Origin of the sequence: Kitasatospora sp. NBC_00070 (assembly GCF_045041205.1) — a bacterium.
Classification (GTDB): Bacteria; Actinomycetota; Actinomycetes; order Streptomycetales; family Streptomycetaceae; genus Kitasatospora.
The window spans coordinates 556,937-575,968 of the sequence record NZ_CP108247.1 but is presented as its reverse complement, the minus strand read 5'-3'; the positions used below and the strand labels follow the sequence as shown (position 1 = coordinate 575,968).

Here is a 19,032-nt window from a genome sequence, read left to right as displayed (position 1 = left end):
ACTCAGCGGAAGGCCGCCGCATTACGTTGCGCCCAGTCGGCGAACGGCCGGGCGGCCCGGCCGAGCACCCGCTCGACGTCCGGGCCGATCCGCTGTTCGGCGGGCGTCGGCCGGCCCAGGATGTCCAGCGTGCCGTCCACCACCGGCTCGGGCAGGAAGTGCAGCAGCTGGGCCCGGGCCTCGGCGGCGCTCTGCGCCAGGAAGCGGACCGGCTCGCCCAGCGCGGCACCGATCGCCGCGGCCTGCTCGCGCGGCGAGACCGCGGCGGGGCCGGTGAGTTCGTACGTCCGCCCGGCGTGCCCGTCGCCGAGCAGCACGGCGGCCGCCACCTCGGCGATGTCGGCCGGGTCCACCACCGGCAGGCCGACGTCGCCGAACGGGGCGGCCACCGTCCGGTGCGCCCGGACCGGTTCGGCCCACAGCAGGGCGTTCGAGGCGAAGCCGCCGGGCCGCAGCACCGTCCAGTCCAGCCCCGACCGCTGGACGGCCTGCTCGAAGGCGTGCAGCCCGGCGTGCGAGGGGAAGCCGGGCCGGGTGCCGACGACCTGCGAGGACTGCAGCACCACCCGGCCGACCCCGGCCGCCTTCGCGGCGCCCAGCAGGGCCTCCGGGTCGAGCTCCAGACCGGAGCCCGCGATCAGCAGGAACAGCGCGTCGGCACCGGTGAGGGCGGCCCGCAGGCTCGCCGGGTCGGCCAGGTCGGCCGTCAGGTGCGGCACGCCCGGCGGCAGTTCGGCCGCCGTCCGGGAGACGGCGGTCACCCGGGCCCCGGCCTCGGCCAGGGCCTGCACCAGCGGACGTCCGACGTTCCCGGTCGCTCCGGTCACCACGATCATGGTCAGCTCCAACTGTTCGGTGTGCCGCGCTCGTTCGCGGCGATGACTCCACTCTGGACGGTAAAGTAGCCACCTTCTGGCCACATTTACCGGAGGTCCGATGAGAGCCGATCGCCTGGTGGCCGCCCTGCTGTTCCTCCAGGAGCGCGGGCAGGTGACGGTGGCCCAGGTCGCCGCCGAGCTGGAGGTGTCCGAGCGCACCGCCCGGCGGGACCTGGAGGCGCTGGCGATGGCCGGCATCCCGGTGCACGCGCAGCGCGGCCGGAACGGCGGCTGGTCACTGGTCGGCGGGGCGCGGACCAACCTGACCGGCCTGACCGCCGACGAGACCCGCTCGCTCTTCCTGACCGCCGGTCCCGCCGCCACCTCGTTGGAGACCAGGACCGTCCTGCGCAAGCTGGTGCGGGCCCTGCCCGCGCCGCTGCGACCGGCCGCCGAGGCCGCCGCCCGGGCCGGGTTCACCGATCCCACCGACTGGTCGCGGGCCATCAGCACGGCGGCCGAACCGCACCTGGACGCGCTCCAGCGGGCGGTGGTGGCGGGGGTGCAGGTGCGGCTCGGCTACGCGACCCCCGGGCGGGCGGCGGGGGAGCGGATCGTCCACCCGCTCGGCCTGGCCACCAAGGCGGGGGTCGGCTACCTGGTCGCGGAGACGGCCGAGGGCCTGCGGTCGTTCCGGCTCAGCCGGGTCGTCTCGGCGGTGGCCACCGGCGATCCGGTCGCCCGGCCGGACGGGTTCGACCTGGCGGTGGCCTGGCGCGGGCTGGCTGCCCGGATGGAGGAGCGGCTGCACGCCGGCACCGTCCGGGTGCGGGCGGCGCCGGACGCCTCGGCGGTGCTGCACCGGCTGTTCGACGGGCGGCTCCGGACGGTCGGTCACCTGGCCGACGGCGGGCTGGAGGTGGAGATCGACGGCCCGTCGGCGGAGGTGGTGGCGGCCCAACTGGCCGGTCTCGGCGCCCGGGTGGAGGTGCTCGACCCGCCGGCCGCCCGGCAGGAGCTGGCCAGGCTGGGAGCGGAACTCGTCGCGCTCTACCCGCCGCCGCCCCGGTAGGCGTACCGACGCCCCGTGCGGGTGGAGACCGCGCGTGCCGGCGCTGGGGGTGCCGGCACGCGCGGTGCCTGTGGGACAGCCGATCGGTCTGCGGTGCAGCGCCGCCCGATCGGCTGTCGGCGGGGTGAGGTGGTCCGTGCCGCGGTCACCGGTGAGCACGACCGGGAACCGCGGACACGGGAGCTCCGAGGCACAGCGACAGGGCACCGACGCGGGTGTATGGAGCTCGCGTCGGGCGGGCACCTGTCCACGCGGAGCCACCGCATGTCAACGGACCACCTGCTCCTACCACTCGTCGCCCCGACCGGACTCGCCGGCTGCAGCACGCCCCCGCGCGCGCCCAACCGGCCCCGCCGGGTCGACGGACCCCGGAACTCCGGGGCCGGGGACAGTCTCGCCCGGCCCGATTGCAAGAATCTTGCACGGGTCGACGGCACACCCCGCCGGACGGCCCGATGGGGTGGACACTCCGGAGGGCGGGACCGGCCCGGCGGATGGCCGCACGCAGGACGCCCTCCACCGCGAGGGACCGCAGGAACGAAGAACGGGGTGCACGTGCTGGTCAGACTGCTCGGTCGGGTCGGGGTCGAGACGGCGGACGGTTTCGTACCCGCCGGGACGGCGAAGCAGAGCGCCGTGCTGGCCGTGCTCGCGATGACGCCGGGCCGCCAGGTGGGCGTGGACCACCTGATCGACCGGGTCTGGGACGAACAGCCACCGCCCACCGCCCGGAGCACCCTCTACGCGTACCTGGCCCGGCTGCGCCGGGTGCTGGCGCCCTGGCCCGGGCTGGAACTGCTCCGGGACGGCGCGGGCTACACGCTGACCGCCGAGCCCGGGCAGATCGACGTGCACCGGCTGCGCCGGCTGGCCGCCGACGCCCAGCGGGCCGAGCAGCGCGGCGACCGGCCCGGCTCGGCCGAACTCCTCGGCGCGGCGGCCCGGTTGTGGGCCGATCCGCTGGCGGGCGTGTCCGGTGCCTGGGCGGACCGGATGCGGGAGACCCTGACCAGGGAGTTCCTGGAGATCCAGACCAGCCGCTACCGGACCGAACTCGAGCTGGACCGGCACGCCCTGGTGGCCGCCGAGCTCTCCGCGCTGGTGGCCGAACACCCGCTGGCCGAACCGCTGGTGGCGCTCCTGCTGCTGGCCCTGCGGCAGGGCGGCCGGTCCGCCGAGGCGCTGGAGCTCTACGAGCGGACCAGAGCCAGGCTGCGCGAGGAGCTGGGCTCCGACCCCGGCGCGGCCCTCGCCGACGCCCACCGCCGCCTGCTCGCCGGCGACCGGCCCACCGGTGACCGACCCGCCGGTGACCGACCCGCGCCCAGGCCGGGCCCGCCGCCGCTGCTGATCCCACGTCAACTCCCGCCGGTGGTACGGGAACTGACCGGCCGTCGGGGCGAGCTGGCCGAGCTGGACGCGCTGCTCCCGGACGGTCTGCCCGCGCTGGTGCTGGTCTCCGGCATGGCGGGCGTCGGCAAGACCGCGCTCACCACCTGGTGGGCCAACCAGGTCCGGAACCACTTCCCGGACGGTCAGTTGCACCTCGACCTGCGCGGCCACGGACCCGGCGAACCGATGACGCCGGGCGAGGCGCTGGCCCAACTGCTCGGCGCCCTGGGCGTCCGGCCCGAGCAGATCCCGGCCGACGAGCAGCAGGCGGTCGGGCTCTACCGTTCGGTGCTGGCCGAACGCCGGGTGCTGCTGCTGCTCGACAACGCCCGCACCGCCCAGCAGGTCCGCCCGCTGCTGCCCGCCGGACCGCAGAGCTGCGTGCTGGTCACCTCCCGGGAGCGGCTCACCGGCCTGATCGCCCGGGACGGCGCCCGGGACCTGCGGCTCGGCCTGCTGACCCCCGATCAGGCGGTCACCCTGATCGCCCGGCTGGTCGGCTCCGACCGGGTCGCCGACGAACCGGAGGCCGCCGCCGAGATCGCCCGCACCTGCGGCCAGCTGCCGCTGGCGATCCGGATCGCCACCGCCGGACTGGCCGGCACCGACTACCCGACGCTGGCGGAGCGGGCCGCCGCCCTGTCCGGCGCCAGCGCGCTGGCCGAGCTGGAGGTGCTGGGCGACGAGCAGGCCGCGATCCGGACCGCCTTCGACTACTCGTACCAGGCGCTGACCCCCGACCAGCAACTGCTGTTCCGCCGCCTCGGCCTGCTGCCCGTCCCGGAGTTCGGCCCGCAGGGGGCGGCCGCGCTGATCGGCTCCACCCCCGAGCGGACCGCCCCGCTGCTGCGCCGGCTGCTGGACGCACACCTGATCACCCAGCTGGCCGCCGACCGCTGGACGGTGCACGACCTGCTCCGCCGCTACGCCCAGCTGCTCGGCCTGGAGGGCGACCCGGAGGCCGAACGGCTGGCCGCCTCCCGACGGCTGTACGCGCTGTACCTGCACCTGGCCGACGCGGCCGCCCGGACGCTGTTCCCGCAGTTCGTCCGGCTGCCGATACCGGAGGCGCTCCGGCTGCCCGGCGAACCGTTCACCGACTCCCGGGCGGCCGCCGCCTGGATCGCCCGGTACGAGGGGGCCGTGGTGCTGGCGCAGGGCGCGGCGGTGGCGCAGGGCGCACCGGAGATGGCCTGGCTGCTCTCCGACGCGCTGCGCCCGCACTACACCGCCCGGCGGGGCAACCCGCACTGGCTTCCGGTGGCCCGGACGGCGCTGGCCGCCGCACTGGCCCGGGACGACCGGGCCGGTGTGATCGCCTCGCTCACCAGCCTGGCGATGGCCCACCACTGCACCGGCGACTACCGGCGGGCGGTCGGCTACAACCGCTGGATCGTCCGGGTGGCCGACCGCACCACCGACGGGCCGGCCGTGCTGGAGCGGTTCCGGGCCTCGGCGCTGGAGCGGATCGGGGTGGCCTGCTCGATCCTGGGCCGGGCCGACCAGGCGGTGGAGTTCATGTCGGCGGCGCTGGCCGTGCACCAGCGGCTCGGCTGGCGGACCGGCATCGCGATCAACCACAACAACCTGGGCGCCGGCTACCTGCTGTCGGGCCGGCTGACCGAGGCCGAGGCCCACCTCGCCGAGGCACTGGAGACCCACCGGGCTGCCGGGGCCCGGCGCGGCGAGGCCGCCGCGCTGATCAACCTCGGGGTGCTCCGGCACCGCCGGGGCGAGCTGGAGGCCGCGCACCGGGACCTGACCACGGCCCACCTGATCGACCGTGACCTCGGTCACCTGGACGGCGAGGCCGCGGCGCTGGTCGAACGGTCGGGGGTGGCGCTCTCGGCGGGACGCCCCGAGGAGGCGCTGCGCGACGCCCGTACGGCGCTCGCACTGGTGCTGCGGACGGGGGACCCGTTCGCCGAGTGCGGCGCGCTGATCGCGCTGGGCGGGTACCGGCTGGCGACGGGCCACGGCCACCTGGCCGCCCTGCACCTGCGACGGGCGCTCCGGCTGGCGGTGGCCAGCGGCGTACGGCTGCCGGAGCTGCGGGCCACCCTCGGGCTGGCCGAGGTCGAGCTGCTGGAGCACCGCCCGGCCGAAGCCGCCCGGCTGGCCGGGCAGGTGGCCGAGCTCTGCCGGGTCGGCGGTTACCGGCCGCTGGAGGCCCGGGCCCTGCTGGTGACCGCCACCGCCCGGCTGCACCAGGGCGACCCGGCCGGCGCGGTCGTACTCGCCGAACAGGCCGCCGGACTCCAACGCGGGATCGGCCATCTGCTGGACCTGGCCCGCAGCGAGGCGCTGCTGGCCCGGGCCGGGGAGGCTCAGTCCAGGTAGTCGCGCAGCACCTGGGAGCGGGACGGGTGGCGCAGCTTGGACATGGTCTTGGACTCGATCTGGCGGATCCGCTCGCGGGTCACGCCGTAGACCTTGCCGATCTCGTCCAGGGTCTTCGGCTGGCCGTCCGTCAGGCCGAAGCGCATCGAGACCACGCCCGCCTCGCGCTCGGCCAGGGTGTCCAGGACGGAGTGCAGCTGCTCCTGGAGCAGGGTGAAGGAGACCGCGTCGGCCGGGACGACCGCCTCGGAGTCCTCGATCAGGTCACCGAACTCGCTGTCGCCCTCGTCGCCGAGCGGGGTGTGCAGGGAGATCGGCTCGCGGCCGTACTTCTGGACCTCGACCACCTTCTCGGGGGTCATGTCCAGCTCTCTGCCCAGCTCCTCCGGGGTGGGCTCGCGGCCCAGGTCCTGGAGCATCTGGCGCTGGACCCGGGCCAGCTTGTTGATGACCTCGACCATGTGCACCGGGATCCGGATGGTGCGGGCCTGGTCGGCCATCGCGCGGGTGATCGCCTGCCGGATCCACCAGGTCGCGTACGTGGAGAACTTGAAGCCCTTGGTGTAGTCGAACTTCTCGACCGCACGGATCAGACCGACGTTGCCCTCCTGGATCAGGTCCAGGAAGAGCATGCCGCGGCCGGTGTAGCGCTTGGCCAGCGAGACCACCAGGCGGAGGTTGGCCTCCAGCAGGTGGTTCTTGGCCCGGCGGCCGTCCTCGGCCAGCAGCTCCAGCTCGCGGCGGAACTGCGGGGTCAGGCTGTCGTCGACGTCGAGCCGGTCCTCGGCGAACAGGCCGGCCTCGATCCGCTTCGCGAGCTCGACCTCCTGCTCGGCGTTGAGCAGCGGGACCTTGCCGATCTGCTTCAGGTAGTCCTTGACCGGGTCGGCGGTGGCACCGGCCGTGGACACCTGCTGGGCGGGCGCGTCGTCGTCGTCCCGGTCGGACAGGACGAAGACACCGCCCTCCTGCTCCTCGGGCTCGGCGGCGGCCTGCTCCTTGTCGTCCTCCCAGTCGCCGCCGGCGTCCTCGGTGGACGCTGCGGGCTGCGGAGCGGCCACGGCGGCCTTGGCCGCCCGCTTGGCGGGACGCTTCTTCTCGGCGACGGAAACCCTGCTGGTCGAGCTGAGCGACACGAGGAGCCTCTCACAAGGGGGAGTGGGACAACGCGGTACGGGAACTCGTTCCCGCGCGACAACACCTCCCCGTTCATCGCGGGGCAGGTCGATCCGTTACGGATCGAATTACGTGACGTGGGCCACGGTATTGCGCCCAATGGCCGAATGGACTACACCGGCAGCACCGGCGTGGGTGTTAGATCCGTAGTGACATCGAGGCTAGGGTACTGCGCGGAGGTGGCGTAATGACGGAACCAGGGGCGTTGTTCCGAGCGGTGGACGCGTTGCTGGCCCGTACCGAGGAACTTCCCCCGCCGACGGAGCGGGCCCGCCTGCGCAGGGCCGCCCGGTTGACCCAACAGCAGATCGCGGACGCCCTGCGGGTGAAGCGCGAGACCATTTGGACCTGGGAGAAGGGGCGGGTCGAGCCCCGGACGCCCCAGCGCGAAGCATACGCGCGGTTGCTGCGGGGATTGGCCGAGCGCTTCCCGGAGCCGGTGGAGGGGGCCGAACCGTCGTAGGGTGCGCGGCCGCCGACGGCCGCCCCCGGGGTGCGGCCCGCGCCGGGCTGCTCCCTCAGTGCGGGGCGTCTGCGGCTCCGGTCGGTGCGGTCGGCCGGGCCGGGGCGTCGAGCCCGGCGAGGGTGTCGTGCAGCCAGGCGGTCTCGGCCCGGGAGGTGGCCCGGGCGATCAGCAGGATCCCGCTCCGGAACGGGTCGGTGATCTCCTCGGCGGGGAGCGGCCGGGCGCCGTCGTAGAAGAAACTGCTCGGCTCGGCGAGGAAGGCCAGCCGGCGGCGGAGCACGGCGGCCTGCTCGGCGGGGTCCGCCAGGTGACGCAGGAATGCCAGCACGGTGAACCAGCGGTTCTCGTCGCTGATGTCCAACTGCTCGGGCGTGCGCAGTCGTTCGAGCAGCGCGTGCTGGCCGGCGGGGGTGAGGTGCAGGGTGTGCCGGAGGGCGGCAGCCGATCCGGGCTCGGGCCTGCGGAGTACCAGGCCTTCGGTCTCCAGGCGCTTGATCGTCGGGTAGAGCGTGCCGTCGCTGATCGGGCGGATGTGGCCGGTGAGTCCGGCCAGGTGCCGACGCAGCTCGTAGCCGTGCAGGGGCCGGTCTTGGAGGAACCCGAGGATCGCGAGCTTCAGCATGGGCCCATGCTGTCAGACCGCCGGTGTCGGTATATCGGCGGCGCTGTACCTCGTAGGCGAGGTATGGTCGGCCCGTTCCTGCACCGAGCGAGGAGACGGCCATGCGTGATGCCCCGGTGACCCCGAACGGCGACCGGATCCGGTGGGTGGAGCTCCCCGGAGCCGAGCCCGCCCGGGTCTACCTGCACGGACTCGGCGCCAGTTCGCCGGTGTACTTCGCCGCTGCCGCCGCGCACCCGTTGCTGACCGGCCGCCGGTCGCTGCTGCTCGACCTGCTCGGCTTCGGCATCAGCGACCGTCCGACCGACTTCGGCTACACGCTGGAGGCGCACGCCGACGCCGTGGCGGCCGCGCTGACGGCGGCCGGGGTGAGCGGCGCGGAGGTCGTCGCCCACAGCATGGGCGGCGCGGTGGCCGTGCTGCTGGCCGCCCGGCATCCGGGGCTGGTCTCGCGGCTGGTCCTGGTGGACGCCACCCTGGACCCGCCGCCGCCCGGACCCGGCGGGACCGGCATCACGGACTTCACCGAGGAGGAGTTCCTGTCCGACGGCCGGTCGCGGACCGAGCAGCGGGTCGGGCCGGCCTGGTGGGCGACGATGCGACTGGCCGGGCCCGAGGCCCTGTACCGCTCGGCGGTGCACCGTGCCCGGGGGACGGTGCCCGGCCTGCGCGAGCAGCTGACCGGGCTGGGGATCCCGCGGACCTGCCTGCACCCGGCGGACGACGGGCCGCCTGCCCGGGCCGAGCGGCTGACCGCCGCGGGCGTGACCGTGCGGGCGGTGCCGGCCTGCGGCCACACCATCATGTTCGACAACCCCGAGGGCTTCGCCCGGGCGGTCGCGGAGGCGCTCGGCGTCGGCTGACGGGGTGTGGAGCGGCGCGGCGGGTCAGCGGGCGGTGAAGGTGGCCTCCTCGAAGTCCAGGACATGGGTGAAGCCGAGGCGTTCGTAGAGCCGGATCGCAGTGGCGTTGTCGGCGCGGACGTTGAGGCCGACGTGGTCGACGGTGTCGGCCAGCAGGCGGCACAGTTCGGCGACGCAGGCGGCGGCCGCGCCGCGTCCCCGGGCGGCCGGGTGGGTGGTCACGTTGCCGAGGGCGGCCACCCGGTGGTCGGGGGAGTGGACGTGCACCCCGGCGACGGCGACCAGGCTGCCGGAGTCGTCCCGGGCGCCGACGTACCGGCCGCTGTCGAGCATCCGGTCGTCGAACCAGTTGCCCGGGTAGCCCGCCGCGAACAGGGCGGTCAGCTCCGGCAGATCGGCCCGGCTCAGCGGTCGGGGCTTCCACGGCCCGGCCGGGTGCCGGTCGGCCAGGGCTGGGTCGGTGAGGGCCATCCGGCGCAGGGTTCCGTGGCGCTGCACCGCGTAGCTGCCGGAGAGCATGTCGAGGGCGTCCGCCGAGAGGTGCCCGAGGAAGCAGCGCGGCAGTACCGGCAGCAGCGCGTGCAGCAGCTCCCGCCAGGCGGCGTCCTCCTCGGGGCGGCCGAGCGCGAGCAGGGTGGGCGGGTCGCCGACGCTGTACAGCAGCGCCACCGGGCCGTCCTCGCCGAGGGTGTACCAGGAGGTGTGCGGCCACAACAGGTCGTCGAGGTCGCCGAGTTCCATCTGATGGAGCGCCGGGTCACGCGCGAGGCGCGCCGCCAGAACGGCCTTGTCATGCAGGCTGAGCAGGGACATCCGGCCACCTTATCGGGGGCGTTGCCGGGATCTGGTTGCCGGGTTGCGGAGGTGGACCGGATCATGTCGGGATGACTGATCATCACCTGCTGTCCGCCCCGGAGCGGCTCGCCCGGTACACGGACGACGACAAGGCCGAGATCCTCGGCGACCTCACCGACCCCTTCGGAGTCGCGGCCCTCGGGCTGACCTGGCTCCCGAAGGACGAGCACTTCGGCATCCGCCTGGCCGGCCGCTTGGTCGCCCACACCGGGCTGCTCCGGTTGCCGGTCACCGTCGGGGAGTTGGAGACGGAGGTGATGGGCGTCGGCGGTGTCGCCGTCGCTCCGGACCTGCGGGGCCGGGGGCTGGCCCGGGCCGTCCTGGGGGCGGCGCTGGACCACGCCCGGACGCTGGGGCCGCCGTACGGGCTGTTGTTCTGCCGGCCGGAGCTCGTCCCGCTCTACGGGCGGCTGGGTTGGCGTCCGGTGCCGGGTGAGGTGGAGGTTCGGCAGCCGGGCGGGGTGGTGGTGATGCCGATCCGCACGCTGTGGACGCCGCTGCGGGAGGGTGTCGAGTGGCCGGAGGGGGCGGTGCGGCTGCGCTCGTTGCCGATGTGACGGCGTGAAGGTTCGAACGGGATCCGGAGCCGATCCCTCCGCATCTGTGGAGGGTGCATGGAGAAACTGTGGGGCCTGTCGGTAGTCTCTCCCCACATCGACCTCGGGGGAGTCCACATGCGCCGCGCGATATCCGTTGCCCTACTGGCAGGTCTGGCCTGTCTGGTCTCGTGCACCGCCGACCCGCCCGCCACCGGCGACCACGTGGACGCGACCGGGCCCGTGGCGCCGTCGGCGAGCGGCTCGGCGGCAGTGTCGGCGCCGGCGTCGGCGTCGGCAGCGGCGACCGGGGACCCGGCGGCGACCATCACGATCGCCTTCGCGGGTGACGTGCACTTCGAGGGGCGGACCGAGAGCCGGCTCAACGTGAAGGCGCCGGAGCAGGCGCTCGGGCCGATCTCCCGGACGCTGGCGGCCGCCGACCTCTCGGTGCTCAACCTGGAGACCGCGATCACCGAGCGCGGCGCACCGGAGCCGAAGACCTACACCTTCCGGACGTCGGCCAGAGCGCTCAAGGTGCTGCAGGACTCCGGGGTGGACGTCGTCTCGCTCGCCAACAACCACGCCGTCGACTTCGGGCCGGCCGGTCTGGCCGACACCCTTGCGGCGAAGGCGAGTTCACCGATCCCGGTGATCGGTTTCGGGAAGAACGCCGAGGAGGCGTTCGCGCCCCACCTGGCGGAGGTGAAGGGGGTCAAGGTCGCGGTCCTGGCGGCGAGCCAGGTGGTCGACCTGACCAACCAGAAGTGGCGGGCCGGTGCCGACAAGGCCGGAATAGCCTCCGCGCTGGAGGCGGACACCCTGGTCAAGGCGGTGCAGAAGGCCAAGACGCAGGCCCCGGTGGTGATCGTCTACCTGCACTGGGGCGAGGAGGGCGTGGCGTGCCCGACCGGTGCGCAGACCACCCTCGCCAAGCGGCTCGCCGCCGCCGGTGCCTCGGCGGTGGTGGGGACGCACGCCCACACCATGCTGGGCGCGGGCATGCTCGGTGACACCTATGTCGCCTACGGATTCGGCAACTTCCTCTGGTACGGCACCTCCAGTTACGCCAACTCCAACGAGACCGGCGTCACCACGCTCACCCTGACCGGTGCGGGCAAGGTGACCGGCGAGGTCTTCACCCCGGCCCAGGTGAACTCGCAAGGCGTCCCCGCGCCCGAGACCGGTGCCGTCGCCACCGCCTCGCTGAAGCGGCGGGACGGGCTGCGCGGCTGCACCGGGCTGGCTGCCGTCCCCAAGTAGTCGGGCGGGACCGGGCCCCGATGTGGTGTGCTGGAGGGAAAGATGTCACCGGAGGTCGCCGTGAGAGTCGCACCCGTCGCCGTTCTGCTCGCCGCCCTGCTGCTGACCGGCTGCGAGGCGGCCGGGCCGGTGGCAGAGAGCACACCTGTGGGGAGCCCGTCGCCGGTCGGCACGGTGGCCGACGGGCTGGACACGCCCTGGGGCGTGGCCCGTTTGCCGGACGGGGAGTTGCTGGTGGGGTCGCGGGACCAGGGGCGGGTCACCCGGGTGTCGCTGACGGGTGGTGCGCGGGTGGAGGTCGGGACGGTGCCCGGGGTGCGGCCCGGTGGGGAGGGTGGGTTGCTCGGGCTGGCGTTGTCGCCGGGGTTCGCCGAGGATCGGGCGGTCTATGCGTACTTCACCGCCGAAGAGGACAACCGGATCGTCCGGCTGCGCTACCAGGACGACCAACTCACCGATCCGCGAACGGTGTTGACCGGGATACCGAAGGGCAGCAACCACGACGGCGGCCGGATCGCGTTCGGCCCGGACGGCATGCTGTACGCGGGGACCGGTGAGGCGGGCCGGACCGCGCTCGCCCAGGACCGGGATTCGCTGGGCGGCAAGATCCTCCGGATGACCCCGGACGGGGCGCCCGCGCCCGGCAACCCCTTCCCCGGTTCGGTGGTGTACAGCCTCGGGCACCGCAATGTGCAGGGACTGGCCTGGGATCCCCAAGGGCGGCTGTGGGCGGCCGAGTTCGGGCAGAACACCTGGGACGAGCTGAACCGGATAGAGCCGGGCGGCAACTACGGCTGGCCGGTGGTGGAGGGGAAGGCGGGCCGGTCCGGGTTCGTCGATCCGTTCGCGCAGTGGACCACCGCCGAGGCGTCGCCGTCCGGGATCGCCTACGCCGACGGTGCGATCTGGATGGCGGCCCTGCGCGGCACCCGGCTGTGGCAGGTGCCGTTGGACGGCAGCGAGCCGACGGCCCGACTGGTCGACGAGTACGGGCGGCTGCGGACGGTGCTGGCCGAGCCGGCCGGCACGCTGCTGGTGACCACCAGCAACACCGACGGGCGCGGCCGCCCCCGGGACGGGGACGACCGCGTCCTGCGGGTCAGCGTCCCCCGTTGACCACGGCGCTGGTGACCGCGCCGCCGGAGATGTTCCACTTCGCCAGGATCTTGTCGTACTCGCCGTTGCGGATCAGCTGGTCCAGGGTCTTGGCCAGCACGTCGCGCAGGGCGGCCCGGTCCTTGCGGACGGTGATCCCGTACGGGCTGGTCTGGAACTGGCCGCCGGTCACCTGGAAGGTGCCCTTGCCCCGGCCGGTGCGGGTGTTGTAGTCGGCGACCGGGTAGTCGTTCAGGTCGGCCACCGCCGCGCCGGAGGCGAGTTCGGCGAGGGCCTGGTCGTCGGTGTCCAGCCGGTGGATGCGCAGCGGCTTGCCGGTCCTGGTGCAGGCACCGGTCTGCAGCTCGGCGATCTCGTCCTGGACGGTGCCGCGCTGGAGCGCGACCGTCCGGCCGCACAGGTCGTCCAGCGAGCCGATGCCCAGCGGGTTGCCCTGCTTGACCAGGATCGAGGTGCCGGTGACGAAGTAGTCGACGAAGTCGACCCCGGCGTCGACCGGCTTGTCGCTCGCGTCGGTGCCCAGTTGCCGTCGGCGGGTGTCGATCACCGCGGACATCGCCAGGTCGACCTTGCCGTCCTGGACGGCGGGCAGCACCTCGGCGAACGGCAGGTCGACGAACTGGACCCGCAGCCCGAGGTAGCCGCCGAGGGCGGCGGCCAGGTCCGGGTCGAGTCCGGTGGCGGTCCCGTCGGCGGCCTTGAAGTCGACGGGCGGGTAGTTGAGGTCGGAGGCGATCTTCAGGACACCGGCGTCCCGGACCGACTGGGGGAGCCGGGAGCGCAGGTCGGCCTTCGAGCCCGAGGTGGCGGAGCCGACGCTGCCGCAGGCGGCCAGTGTCAGGCAGCCCACGGCCGCGAGGGCGCGCGTGGGCATGGCGCAGAGGTGCATGAGGGTGCAACTTCCTGAGGGAGGGAAGAAGAGGAGACTCGGTCACCGCTGCCGGCTGCCGGGGTACGCAGCGGATCGGGCCTGCTCGCATCGCCCCTGATACCGGTGCTGGATGAGCACCCGGCCGGTCGGCTGAGAGGCCCGCCCACGGCTGGCGGGACCGCCATCCTCGCACCTCACGCGGCGGGCACCGGCCGCCACCCCCGGCCGGTGCCGCCGAGGCCCGGTGGTGTCAGCTCAGTTCGAGTGCGTCCCGGTACACCCAGGCGCCGTCCTCCCGGACGAAGCCGCTGCGCTCGCTCATCACGCCCTCCTCGCCCTGGTGCACGAAGTGCGCCCGGAAGGTGACCGTCCCCTCGGTGTGGAACGCCCCGCCCTCGGTGCTCGCCAGCACCTCCAGCCGCTGCCAGCGCAGCTCCAGGTCGAAGTCGACCGACGGCGGCCTGGTGGCGGCGGCCCAGGTGCGCAGCAGGTACGCCTCGTCGCCGACCACGAACGCGCTGTACCGCGAGCGCATCAGCTGCTCGGCGGTGGTGGCGGCGAGCTCGCCCCGGTGCAGGCGGCCGCAGCACTCCCGGTAGGCGGCGGGCAGGCCGCAGGGGCAGGCGGTGGTGGCGGTGGGGCGCGGCGAGGGCTTGGTGCGTCGTGACATGCCCCCATTCTGCGGCCTGCCGGGACCCGCCAGGCTGTCCGGCCGGTCAGAGCCCGCGCAGCCGCTCCAGCTCGCGGCGGTCGCGCTTGGTCGGCCGCCCGGCGCCCCGGTCCCGGATGCCCGCCATCTCGGCCTCCGCCCGCGGCGGCGGGGGCGGGGTGTCGTCCCGGTAGCACTCGACCGCGACCTCGGCGCCGACCCGCTTGCGGATCAGTTTGCGGACCGTGACGATCCGCTCCACCCCGGCGTGGAACAGCCGGACCACGTCACCCTCGCGGACGGCCTGGGCGGGCTTCACCCGCTCGTCGTTGATCCGCACGTGCCCGGCCCGGCACTCGGCGGCGGCCAGGGACCGGGTCTTGGTGAGCCGGACGGACCAGATCCAGGCGTCCACCCGTACGCTCGACTCGTCGGTTGCCATGCTTCGACCCTACCGCCCTGGTGGGAGCGAAAACCGCTTGCCCGGCCCGGGGTCGCAGGGCACGCTGTGCCGGTCCGCACCGCAGTCGCAGCACACCACGAAACGAGCAGTCAGCAGATGCCCGCACCCTCGGGATTCGAGTACAGCCAACGCCCCGACGGAACAGTGGTGATCATCCACCACCGCAAGCCCGCCGGTACCCTGCGCGGCCCCAGGGCGGCGGAGTTCCTGGCCGAGATCGAGGCGGGCGACCCCCAGCTGGTGATGGCCCGGTGGACCGGTCACTACAAGCACGGCAACGAACGGACCGCCAGGCAGCACCCGCGCAACCAGGGCCGCTGACCCTGCGCCGCCGCCCTGCCCGGTGCGCAAGTGCCGGGCGGCGGAGGGCCGGTAGGGTGGCTGACGGTGAGTCACCCGGAGGAGGAGCGGCAATGCGCGGTGGTCGGGTCGCGGTGGTCGGTGGGAGCATCGCGGGGTGTGCGTTCGCCTCGGCGGCGGCCCGGGCGGGTGCCGCCGAGGTGGTGGTGCTGGAGCGTACCGGTGGCCAACTGGCCGATCGCGGGGTGGGTCTGGCGATCCACGACGACCGGGCCGCCGAGCTGGTGGCCACCGGGGCGCTCGCCCCGGGCATCGCCGCGCACCGGCTGACCCGGCGCAAGTGGCTGGTCCAGGACGGCGACTCCCGGACCGGGCGGGTGATGTGGGACCAGCCCTTCCCGTTCCACTCCTACCACTGGGGCCTGCTCTGGCGCGGGCTGCGCGCGGCCACCCCGCCCGCCGTGGAGTACCGGCAGGGCGCGGCGGTGGAGGGCGTGCGGGGGTACGCCGACGGCGCCGAAGTACGGCTGGCCGACGGGTCGGTGGAGCGGTTCGACCTGGTGGTGGGGGCCGACGGCTACCGGTCGGTGGTCCGCGAGGCGGTCTCGCCCGGTGCCCGGCCGAGCTACGCCGGGTACGTCTGCTGGCGCGGCAGCTACCCCGCCGAGCGGCTGGCCGCCTTGGGAGGCCCGGCCGGCGGCGGCACCGACTGGCGGGACACCGACGCGATCACCATCGGTATCCCGGGCGGCAGTTGCGTGGTCTACCACATCCCCGGGCCGGACGGGCCGATGGTGAACTGGGTGTTCTACGGCGCCCCGCCGCAGACCGGCCCCCGGCTGGACGACCCGACCAGCCTCCCGCCGGGCGGGGTGTCGGGGGAACTTGCCGACCGGCTGGCCGAGTTGGCGCAGCGTTGGCTCCCGCCGTACTGGGCCGGGGTGATCGGGCTGACCCCGCCGGAGCGTACCTCGGTGCAGCCGATCTACGACCTGGAGACCGAACTCACCGTCGGGGAGCGGCTGCTGCTCGCCGGTGACGCCGCCTCGGTGGTCCGGCCGCACAACACCAGCGGCGCGGCCAAGGCCCTGCAGGACGCCGCCGCGTTCGAGACCGCCTGGCGGCAGGCCGACTCCTGGGCGGGTCTGCTGGACGCCTACCAGGCGGCCCGGGGATCCACCGGCCGGGAGCTGGTCGCGCTGGCCCGCCGCCTCGGGCGGGCCCAGGCGGAGTGCACCCCCGACTGGGCGGCGATGACCGAGCCGACCATGACCGCTTGGTGGCAGTGGCAGTTGGACGGCGTGGCCGGCATCGGCGGCCAGGCGATGCCGACCGTGCCCGGGGCCGCGCCGAACCCACCGCGCTGACGGCCGGTCCGACCCGGCGGCGGCGCGCGGGCTCAGGCCCGGAGCGCCTCGGTGACCGCGTCGCGGATCCGGCCGGCGCTCATCGGCCGCTGCTCCGCCAGTAGTTGGACCGCGCGGCCGAGCCACTCGCGGTCGCCGAGCCGGTGGATCCCGCCGTCCTCGGCGGTGCGGCGGAGCAGGACGTCGAACAGGGTGAGCTCGACGAAGCTGTACGGGCGGGGGTGGCGGTCGAAGGAGGCCAGCCAGTCCTCGTACGGGTGGCGCAGCGTCAGGTGCAGGTGGCCGCGCCCGCGTCCGTTCCACGGGCCGGGCCAGCCGCCGAGCACCGCCAGCGCGCCGTACGAGCCGCGCGGGTACTTGGCGCCGAGGGTGAAGCGGTTCAGGTCCATGATCCTGGCCCAGGGCGTCACCAGCTCCGTGGAGTCCGCCTGATGGGAGCACAGCCCCTCGGCCCGGAACTCCAGCCACACACCGCCGGCCCGCTGGTGATCGCCGACCAACCAGCGGTCGCCGACGCGTGTCAGTGGGCCCAGCGACGTGTGCGCAGTACTCATGGGAACAGTTGATCACACCGGACGGCGGTGCGGCAGGGGCGGGAACGCACGGACCGTCGGCCCCGGGCGCGGAGGCCCCGGCGGAGGCTGCGGGCTGACGACGGGTCAGTGGTACCGGGTGCAGGTCAGCGCGTCGCTGTTCTGCGGGCCGAGGCAGCCCTGGGCCTGGACGGTGCCGTCCACCATCGGCGTCCAGACGTACTTCTTGGCGCCGTTGGTGTTCCGGACGTACCTGGCGCCCTTCTTGTTGGTCACCAGCACCGCGCCGCCGTCCGGGGCGCCGACGCTGCGGGCCCAGTTCGCCTGGCAGGCGTTGCTGTGGAACAGCTCCACCTTGATGCTCCGGTCGGAGGCCAGCGGCACGCTCTCCACCAGCTTGCCGTCCTGGTCGCAGCCCGCCGACACCGGGTCCTTGCCGTTGCAGGCGGCTCCCTTGCAGGTGGCGGCGGCCGCGAGTGGTTGCGCGGAGTGGGCGGAGGCGCCGGTCACCGGGCCGAGCAGGGCGGCCAGGGTGGCGGCGGCCGTGACCAGGATGCGCGTGGATGCCATGGGTGTCTCCCGTTCCGGTGGCGAACCTTCGTGCTCGGAGTACCCGGTGACGGTGCGGCACATGTGGGGTGGCACGGTGGTTCAGCAGTTCGGGTGACGGCTACGCCTGGTCCTGATCCGGCGTGCCGGTGCCGCCCGGAGCCGGTTCGGGCTTGGTGTAGAGGACGTCGCGGACCTGCTCGGCGGCGCGGAGCATGCTCTCGCTGATGAAGTCGCTGAAGCGCGCGATGTTCTCCAGGCGGGCGGCGGCCGGGGTGCCGGGACCGAGGACGCCGACGCCCTGCCGGGCGGTCGCGGCGACCTGGGCGATGCCGTGCGCACTGGCGATCGTCGACTGGTACCAGACGTCGTCGTCGACCACGTACCGCTCGCGGCGGCGGTCGTCGCGTTCCCGGCGGATCAGGCCAAGACCTTCGAGGGCCGCGATCGCCTTGGAGACGGAGGCCGGGCTGACCTGGAGGCGCTGGACGAGTTCGGACGCGGTGAGGCTGCCCGAGTCGGTGGTGAAGAGGCAGGTCAGCACCCGGGACGTCATCTTGGGCAGGCCCTGCTGCATGAAGAGGGTGGTGAAGGTCTCCTCGTACTCGGCCACCGCCTCGGGGTCGCGCCCGTGCGGCTGCGCGGGCGCCTGGGTGCCCCGGGGCGTGGCCGGCTTGCGCCGGTGGGTGCGGCGTTCGGTGGAGCGCTGGGCCAGGTCGGCGCGGTACGAGGTGGGGCCGCCGTTGCGCATCACCTCCCGGGTGACCGTCGAGGTGGGGCGACCCAGCGCTCGGGCGATCTCCGCGTAGGCGAGCCCGTCCGCCACCCCCGACGCGATCTGCTGACGTTCCTGCTGGCTGAGCCTGCCACCTGGCACCGCGATCTCCCTCCGCCTTTTCCTGTCGCCGTCAGCATAGCGTTCATTTTCCATTCAATGCAACGTACCGATCGGCTGACGTTGCGTTAGAAATTGAGCTGTTGCAACGATTTTGCCGTATTGAGCTGTAGTGATGCTGTTTTGGCGCAACGAGTGCGTTGTCAGATCTGCGAACGCAACGTAGCTTTTCCAATGTCGGAAACGAAGCCAGCAAGGAGAGCGTCATGCAGAAGTTCGACACCCCGGCCCCGATCACCGCCGTCCTCGACGTCCCCGCAGGGCAGGTGCGTTTCATCGCCGCCGACCGGGCCGACACCACGGTCGAGGTCCGCCCAGTGGACGCGTCCAAGAGCCGCGACGTGAAGGCGGCGGAGCAGACCACGGTCGAGTACGGCGACGGCGTCCTGCGGGTCACCGTCCAGCCGGCGAAGAACCAGTACCTCGGTGCCTCCGGTTCGGTCGAGGTGACCGTCCAACTGCCCACCGGCTCCCGGGTCGAGGCGAAGACCGCCGCCGCCGAGATCCGGGGCGTGGGCCGGCTCGGGGACGTCACCCTGGAGAACGCCCAGGGCCCGATCAAGCTCGACGAGGCCGCGAGCGCCCAACTCACCGTCCAGTCCGGCGACATCACCCTCGGCCGGCTCACCGGCCCGGCGGAGATCAGCACCGCGAAGGGTGACATCCGGATCACCGAGGCCACCTCCGGCGCCGTCGTGCTGCGCACCCAGGCCGGTGACATCTCGATCGACGCGGCCCGCGGCACGTCCGCCTCCCTGGACGCCGGCACCGCCTACGGGCGGATCCACAACGCGCTCCGGAACGGCGACGGCACCGCCACCCTGACCATCCACGCGACCACCGCCCACGGTGACATCACCGCTCGCAGCCTCTGACGGCCCGTCCA

19 protein-coding genes and 1 pseudogene are annotated in these 19,032 nt (G+C 73.9%); 10 read left to right on the top strand and 10 right to left on the bottom strand.

Features of this window, described 5'->3' with window-relative positions; all coding sequences use genetic code 11:
* Nucleotides 1-2 precede the first annotated feature (2 nt).
* Nucleotides 3-836 carry an SDR family oxidoreductase gene (locus OHV05_RS02685; RefSeq protein WP_405021376.1) on the bottom strand — a complete coding sequence of 278 codons (834 nt, stop codon included), beginning with the start codon at nucleotides 834-836 and terminating at the stop codon, nucleotides 3-5.
* A 100-nt stretch (nucleotides 837-936) separates the two neighbouring features.
* Here OHV05_RS02685 and OHV05_RS02680 point away from each other — a divergent pair, with 100 nt between their 5' ends.
* Nucleotides 937-1,890: a helix-turn-helix transcriptional regulator gene (locus OHV05_RS02680; RefSeq protein WP_405016127.1), complete on the top strand. Its 954-nt coding sequence runs from the start codon at nucleotides 937-939 to the stop codon at nucleotides 1,888-1,890.
* A 555-nt stretch (nucleotides 1,891-2,445) separates the two neighbouring features.
* The gene (locus OHV05_RS02675) at nucleotides 2,446-5,622 is read left to right on the top strand and encodes a BTAD domain-containing putative transcriptional regulator (protein WP_405016126.1); all 3,177 of its coding nucleotides are present in this window, start codon (nucleotides 2,446-2,448) and stop codon (nucleotides 5,620-5,622) included.
* On the opposite strand, the pseudogene OHV05_RS02670 reads toward OHV05_RS02675, so the two are convergent.
* Nucleotides 5,610-6,728, bottom strand: a pseudogene (locus OHV05_RS02670) (RNA polymerase sigma factor); the annotation flags it as partial. The gene OHV05_RS02675 and the pseudogene OHV05_RS02670 sit on opposite strands and share 13 nt — an antisense overlap.
* A gap of 257 nt (nucleotides 6,729-6,985) precedes the next feature.
* Here OHV05_RS02670 and OHV05_RS02665 point away from each other — a divergent pair.
* On the top strand, nucleotides 6,986-7,261 hold the full coding sequence (locus OHV05_RS02665; RefSeq protein WP_405016125.1) for a helix-turn-helix domain-containing protein: 276 nt from the start codon (nucleotides 6,986-6,988) through the stop codon (nucleotides 7,259-7,261).
* A gap of 55 nt (nucleotides 7,262-7,316) precedes the next feature.
* On the opposite strand, the gene OHV05_RS02660 is transcribed toward OHV05_RS02665, so the two are convergent.
* Nucleotides 7,317-7,886: a PadR family transcriptional regulator gene (locus OHV05_RS02660; protein WP_405016124.1), complete on the bottom strand. Its 570-nt coding sequence runs from the start codon at nucleotides 7,884-7,886 to the stop codon at nucleotides 7,317-7,319.
* A gap of 101 nt (nucleotides 7,887-7,987) precedes the next feature.
* On the opposite strand from OHV05_RS02660, the gene OHV05_RS02655 reads away from it, so the two are divergent.
* On the top strand, nucleotides 7,988-8,749 hold the full coding sequence (locus OHV05_RS02655) for an alpha/beta fold hydrolase (protein ID WP_405016123.1): 762 nt from the start codon (nucleotides 7,988-7,990) through the stop codon (nucleotides 8,747-8,749).
* A gap of 24 nt (nucleotides 8,750-8,773) precedes the next feature.
* Here the strand turns inward: OHV05_RS02655 and OHV05_RS02650 are convergent, their stop codons facing one another.
* The gene (locus tag OHV05_RS02650; protein WP_405016122.1) at nucleotides 8,774-9,562 is read right to left on the bottom strand and encodes a GNAT family N-acetyltransferase; all 789 of its coding nucleotides are present in this window, start codon (nucleotides 9,560-9,562) and stop codon (nucleotides 8,774-8,776) included.
* Nucleotides 9,563-9,633: 71 nt separating this feature from the next.
* Here OHV05_RS02650 and OHV05_RS02645 point away from each other — a divergent pair, with 71 nt between their 5' ends.
* The 3 genes from OHV05_RS02645 to OHV05_RS02635 all read left to right on the top strand — a co-directional run bounded on the left by OHV05_RS02645 (nucleotide 9,634) and on the right by OHV05_RS02635 (nucleotide 12,519).
* On the top strand, nucleotides 9,634-10,161 hold the full coding sequence (locus OHV05_RS02645) for a GNAT family N-acetyltransferase (protein ID WP_405016121.1): 528 nt from the start codon (nucleotides 9,634-9,636) through the stop codon (nucleotides 10,159-10,161).
* Between the two features lie 117 nt (nucleotides 10,162-10,278).
* Nucleotides 10,279-11,403 carry a CapA family protein gene (locus OHV05_RS02640; protein WP_405016120.1) on the top strand — a complete coding sequence of 375 codons (1,125 nt, stop codon included), beginning with the start codon at nucleotides 10,279-10,281 and terminating at the stop codon, nucleotides 11,401-11,403.
* A gap of 42 nt (nucleotides 11,404-11,445) precedes the next feature.
* Nucleotides 11,446-12,519, top strand: coding sequence for a PQQ-dependent sugar dehydrogenase (locus tag OHV05_RS02635; RefSeq protein ID WP_405016119.1), 1,074 nt, complete (start codon nucleotides 11,446-11,448; stop codon nucleotides 12,517-12,519).
* On the opposite strand, the gene OHV05_RS02630 is transcribed toward OHV05_RS02635, so the two are convergent.
* The 3 genes from OHV05_RS02630 to OHV05_RS02620 form a co-directional block, all read right to left on the bottom strand.
* Nucleotides 12,503-13,393: an ABC transporter substrate-binding protein gene (locus OHV05_RS02630; protein ID WP_405016118.1), complete on the bottom strand. Its 891-nt coding sequence runs from the start codon at nucleotides 13,391-13,393 to the stop codon at nucleotides 12,503-12,505. The two genes, OHV05_RS02635 and OHV05_RS02630, sit on opposite strands and share 17 nt — an antisense overlap.
* Before the next feature lie 247 nt (nucleotides 13,394-13,640).
* Nucleotides 13,641-14,060: a YchJ family protein gene (locus OHV05_RS02625; protein ID WP_405016117.1), complete on the bottom strand. Its 420-nt coding sequence runs from the start codon at nucleotides 14,058-14,060 to the stop codon at nucleotides 13,641-13,643.
* Between the two features lie 46 nt (nucleotides 14,061-14,106).
* On the bottom strand, nucleotides 14,107-14,481 hold the full coding sequence (locus OHV05_RS02620; RefSeq protein WP_405016116.1) for an RNA-binding S4 domain-containing protein: 375 nt from the start codon (nucleotides 14,479-14,481) through the stop codon (nucleotides 14,107-14,109).
* A 117-nt stretch (nucleotides 14,482-14,598) separates the two neighbouring features.
* On the opposite strand from OHV05_RS02620, the gene OHV05_RS02615 reads away from it, so the two are divergent.
* Complete coding sequence (locus OHV05_RS02615; RefSeq protein WP_403044112.1) at nucleotides 14,599-14,823, top strand: hypothetical protein; 225 nt, start codon at nucleotides 14,599-14,601, stop codon at nucleotides 14,821-14,823.
* 92 nt (nucleotides 14,824-14,915) lie between these two features.
* Complete coding sequence (locus OHV05_RS02610; RefSeq protein WP_405016115.1) at nucleotides 14,916-16,169, top strand: monooxygenase; 1,254 nt, start codon at nucleotides 14,916-14,918, stop codon at nucleotides 16,167-16,169.
* Between the two features lie 32 nt (nucleotides 16,170-16,201).
* Here OHV05_RS02610 and OHV05_RS02605 read toward each other — a convergent pair whose 3' ends face one another.
* The 3 genes from OHV05_RS02605 to OHV05_RS02595 all read right to left on the bottom strand — a co-directional run bounded on the left by OHV05_RS02605 (nucleotide 16,202) and on the right by OHV05_RS02595 (nucleotide 18,128).
* Nucleotides 16,202-16,723 carry a hypothetical protein gene (locus OHV05_RS02605; protein ID WP_405016114.1) on the bottom strand — a complete coding sequence of 174 codons (522 nt, stop codon included), beginning with the start codon at nucleotides 16,721-16,723 and terminating at the stop codon, nucleotides 16,202-16,204.
* A gap of 105 nt (nucleotides 16,724-16,828) precedes the next feature.
* Nucleotides 16,829-17,272, bottom strand: a complete 444-nt coding sequence (locus OHV05_RS02600) for a DUF2690 domain-containing protein (protein ID WP_405016113.1) — start codon at nucleotides 17,270-17,272, stop codon at nucleotides 16,829-16,831.
* Between the two features lie 100 nt (nucleotides 17,273-17,372).
* Nucleotides 17,373-18,128 carry a helix-turn-helix domain-containing protein gene (locus OHV05_RS02595; RefSeq protein ID WP_405016112.1) on the bottom strand — a complete coding sequence of 252 codons (756 nt, stop codon included), beginning with the start codon at nucleotides 18,126-18,128 and terminating at the stop codon, nucleotides 17,373-17,375.
* A gap of 224 nt (nucleotides 18,129-18,352) precedes the next feature.
* Between OHV05_RS02595 and OHV05_RS02590 the strand changes: the two genes are divergently transcribed.
* Entirely contained in the window at nucleotides 18,353-19,021 is a 669-nt protein-coding gene (locus tag OHV05_RS02590) for a DUF4097 family beta strand repeat-containing protein (RefSeq protein WP_405016111.1), read from the top strand.
* Nucleotides 19,022-19,032 lie beyond the last annotated feature (11 nt).

What these genes read in the sequence shown, in the direction of transcription:
- OHV05_RS02685 (WP_405021376.1), bottom strand. Translation starts at nt 836, where the DNA reads ATGATCGTGGTGACCGGAGCGACCGGGAACGTCGGACGTCCGCTGGTG.
- OHV05_RS02680 (WP_405016127.1), top strand. Translation starts at nt 937, where the DNA reads ATGAGAGCCGATCGCCTGGTGGCCGCCCTGCTGTTCCTCCAGGAGCGC.
- OHV05_RS02665 (WP_405016125.1), top strand. Translation starts at nt 6,986, where the DNA reads ATGACGGAACCAGGGGCGTTGTTCCGAGCGGTGGACGCGTTGCTGGCC.
- OHV05_RS02660 (WP_405016124.1), bottom strand. Translation starts at nt 7,886, where the DNA reads ATGCTGAAGCTCGCGATCCTCGGGTTCCTCCAAGACCGGCCCCTGCAC.
- OHV05_RS02655 (WP_405016123.1), top strand. Translation starts at nt 7,988, where the DNA reads ATGCGTGATGCCCCGGTGACCCCGAACGGCGACCGGATCCGGTGGGTG.
- OHV05_RS02650 (WP_405016122.1), bottom strand. Translation starts at nt 9,562, where the DNA reads ATGTCCCTGCTCAGCCTGCATGACAAGGCCGTTCTGGCGGCGCGCCTC.
- OHV05_RS02645 (WP_405016121.1), top strand. Translation starts at nt 9,634, where the DNA reads ATGACTGATCATCACCTGCTGTCCGCCCCGGAGCGGCTCGCCCGGTAC.
- OHV05_RS02640 (WP_405016120.1), top strand. Translation starts at nt 10,279, where the DNA reads ATGCGCCGCGCGATATCCGTTGCCCTACTGGCAGGTCTGGCCTGTCTG.
- OHV05_RS02635 (WP_405016119.1), top strand. Translation starts at nt 11,446, where the DNA reads ATGTCACCGGAGGTCGCCGTGAGAGTCGCACCCGTCGCCGTTCTGCTC.
- OHV05_RS02630 (WP_405016118.1), bottom strand. Translation starts at nt 13,393, where the DNA reads ATGCCCACGCGCGCCCTCGCGGCCGTGGGCTGCCTGACACTGGCCGCC.
- OHV05_RS02625 (WP_405016117.1), bottom strand. Translation starts at nt 14,060, where the DNA reads ATGTCACGACGCACCAAGCCCTCGCCGCGCCCCACCGCCACCACCGCC.
- OHV05_RS02620 (WP_405016116.1), bottom strand. Translation starts at nt 14,481, where the DNA reads ATGGCAACCGACGAGTCGAGCGTACGGGTGGACGCCTGGATCTGGTCC.
- OHV05_RS02615 (WP_403044112.1), top strand. Translation starts at nt 14,599, where the DNA reads ATGCCCGCACCCTCGGGATTCGAGTACAGCCAACGCCCCGACGGAACA.
- OHV05_RS02610 (WP_405016115.1), top strand. Translation starts at nt 14,916, where the DNA reads ATGCGCGGTGGTCGGGTCGCGGTGGTCGGTGGGAGCATCGCGGGGTGT.
- OHV05_RS02605 (WP_405016114.1), bottom strand. Translation starts at nt 16,723, where the DNA reads ATGAGTACTGCGCACACGTCGCTGGGCCCACTGACACGCGTCGGCGAC.
- OHV05_RS02600 (WP_405016113.1), bottom strand. Translation starts at nt 17,272, where the DNA reads ATGGCATCCACGCGCATCCTGGTCACGGCCGCCGCCACCCTGGCCGCC.
- OHV05_RS02590 (WP_405016111.1), top strand. Translation starts at nt 18,353, where the DNA reads ATGCAGAAGTTCGACACCCCGGCCCCGATCACCGCCGTCCTCGACGTC.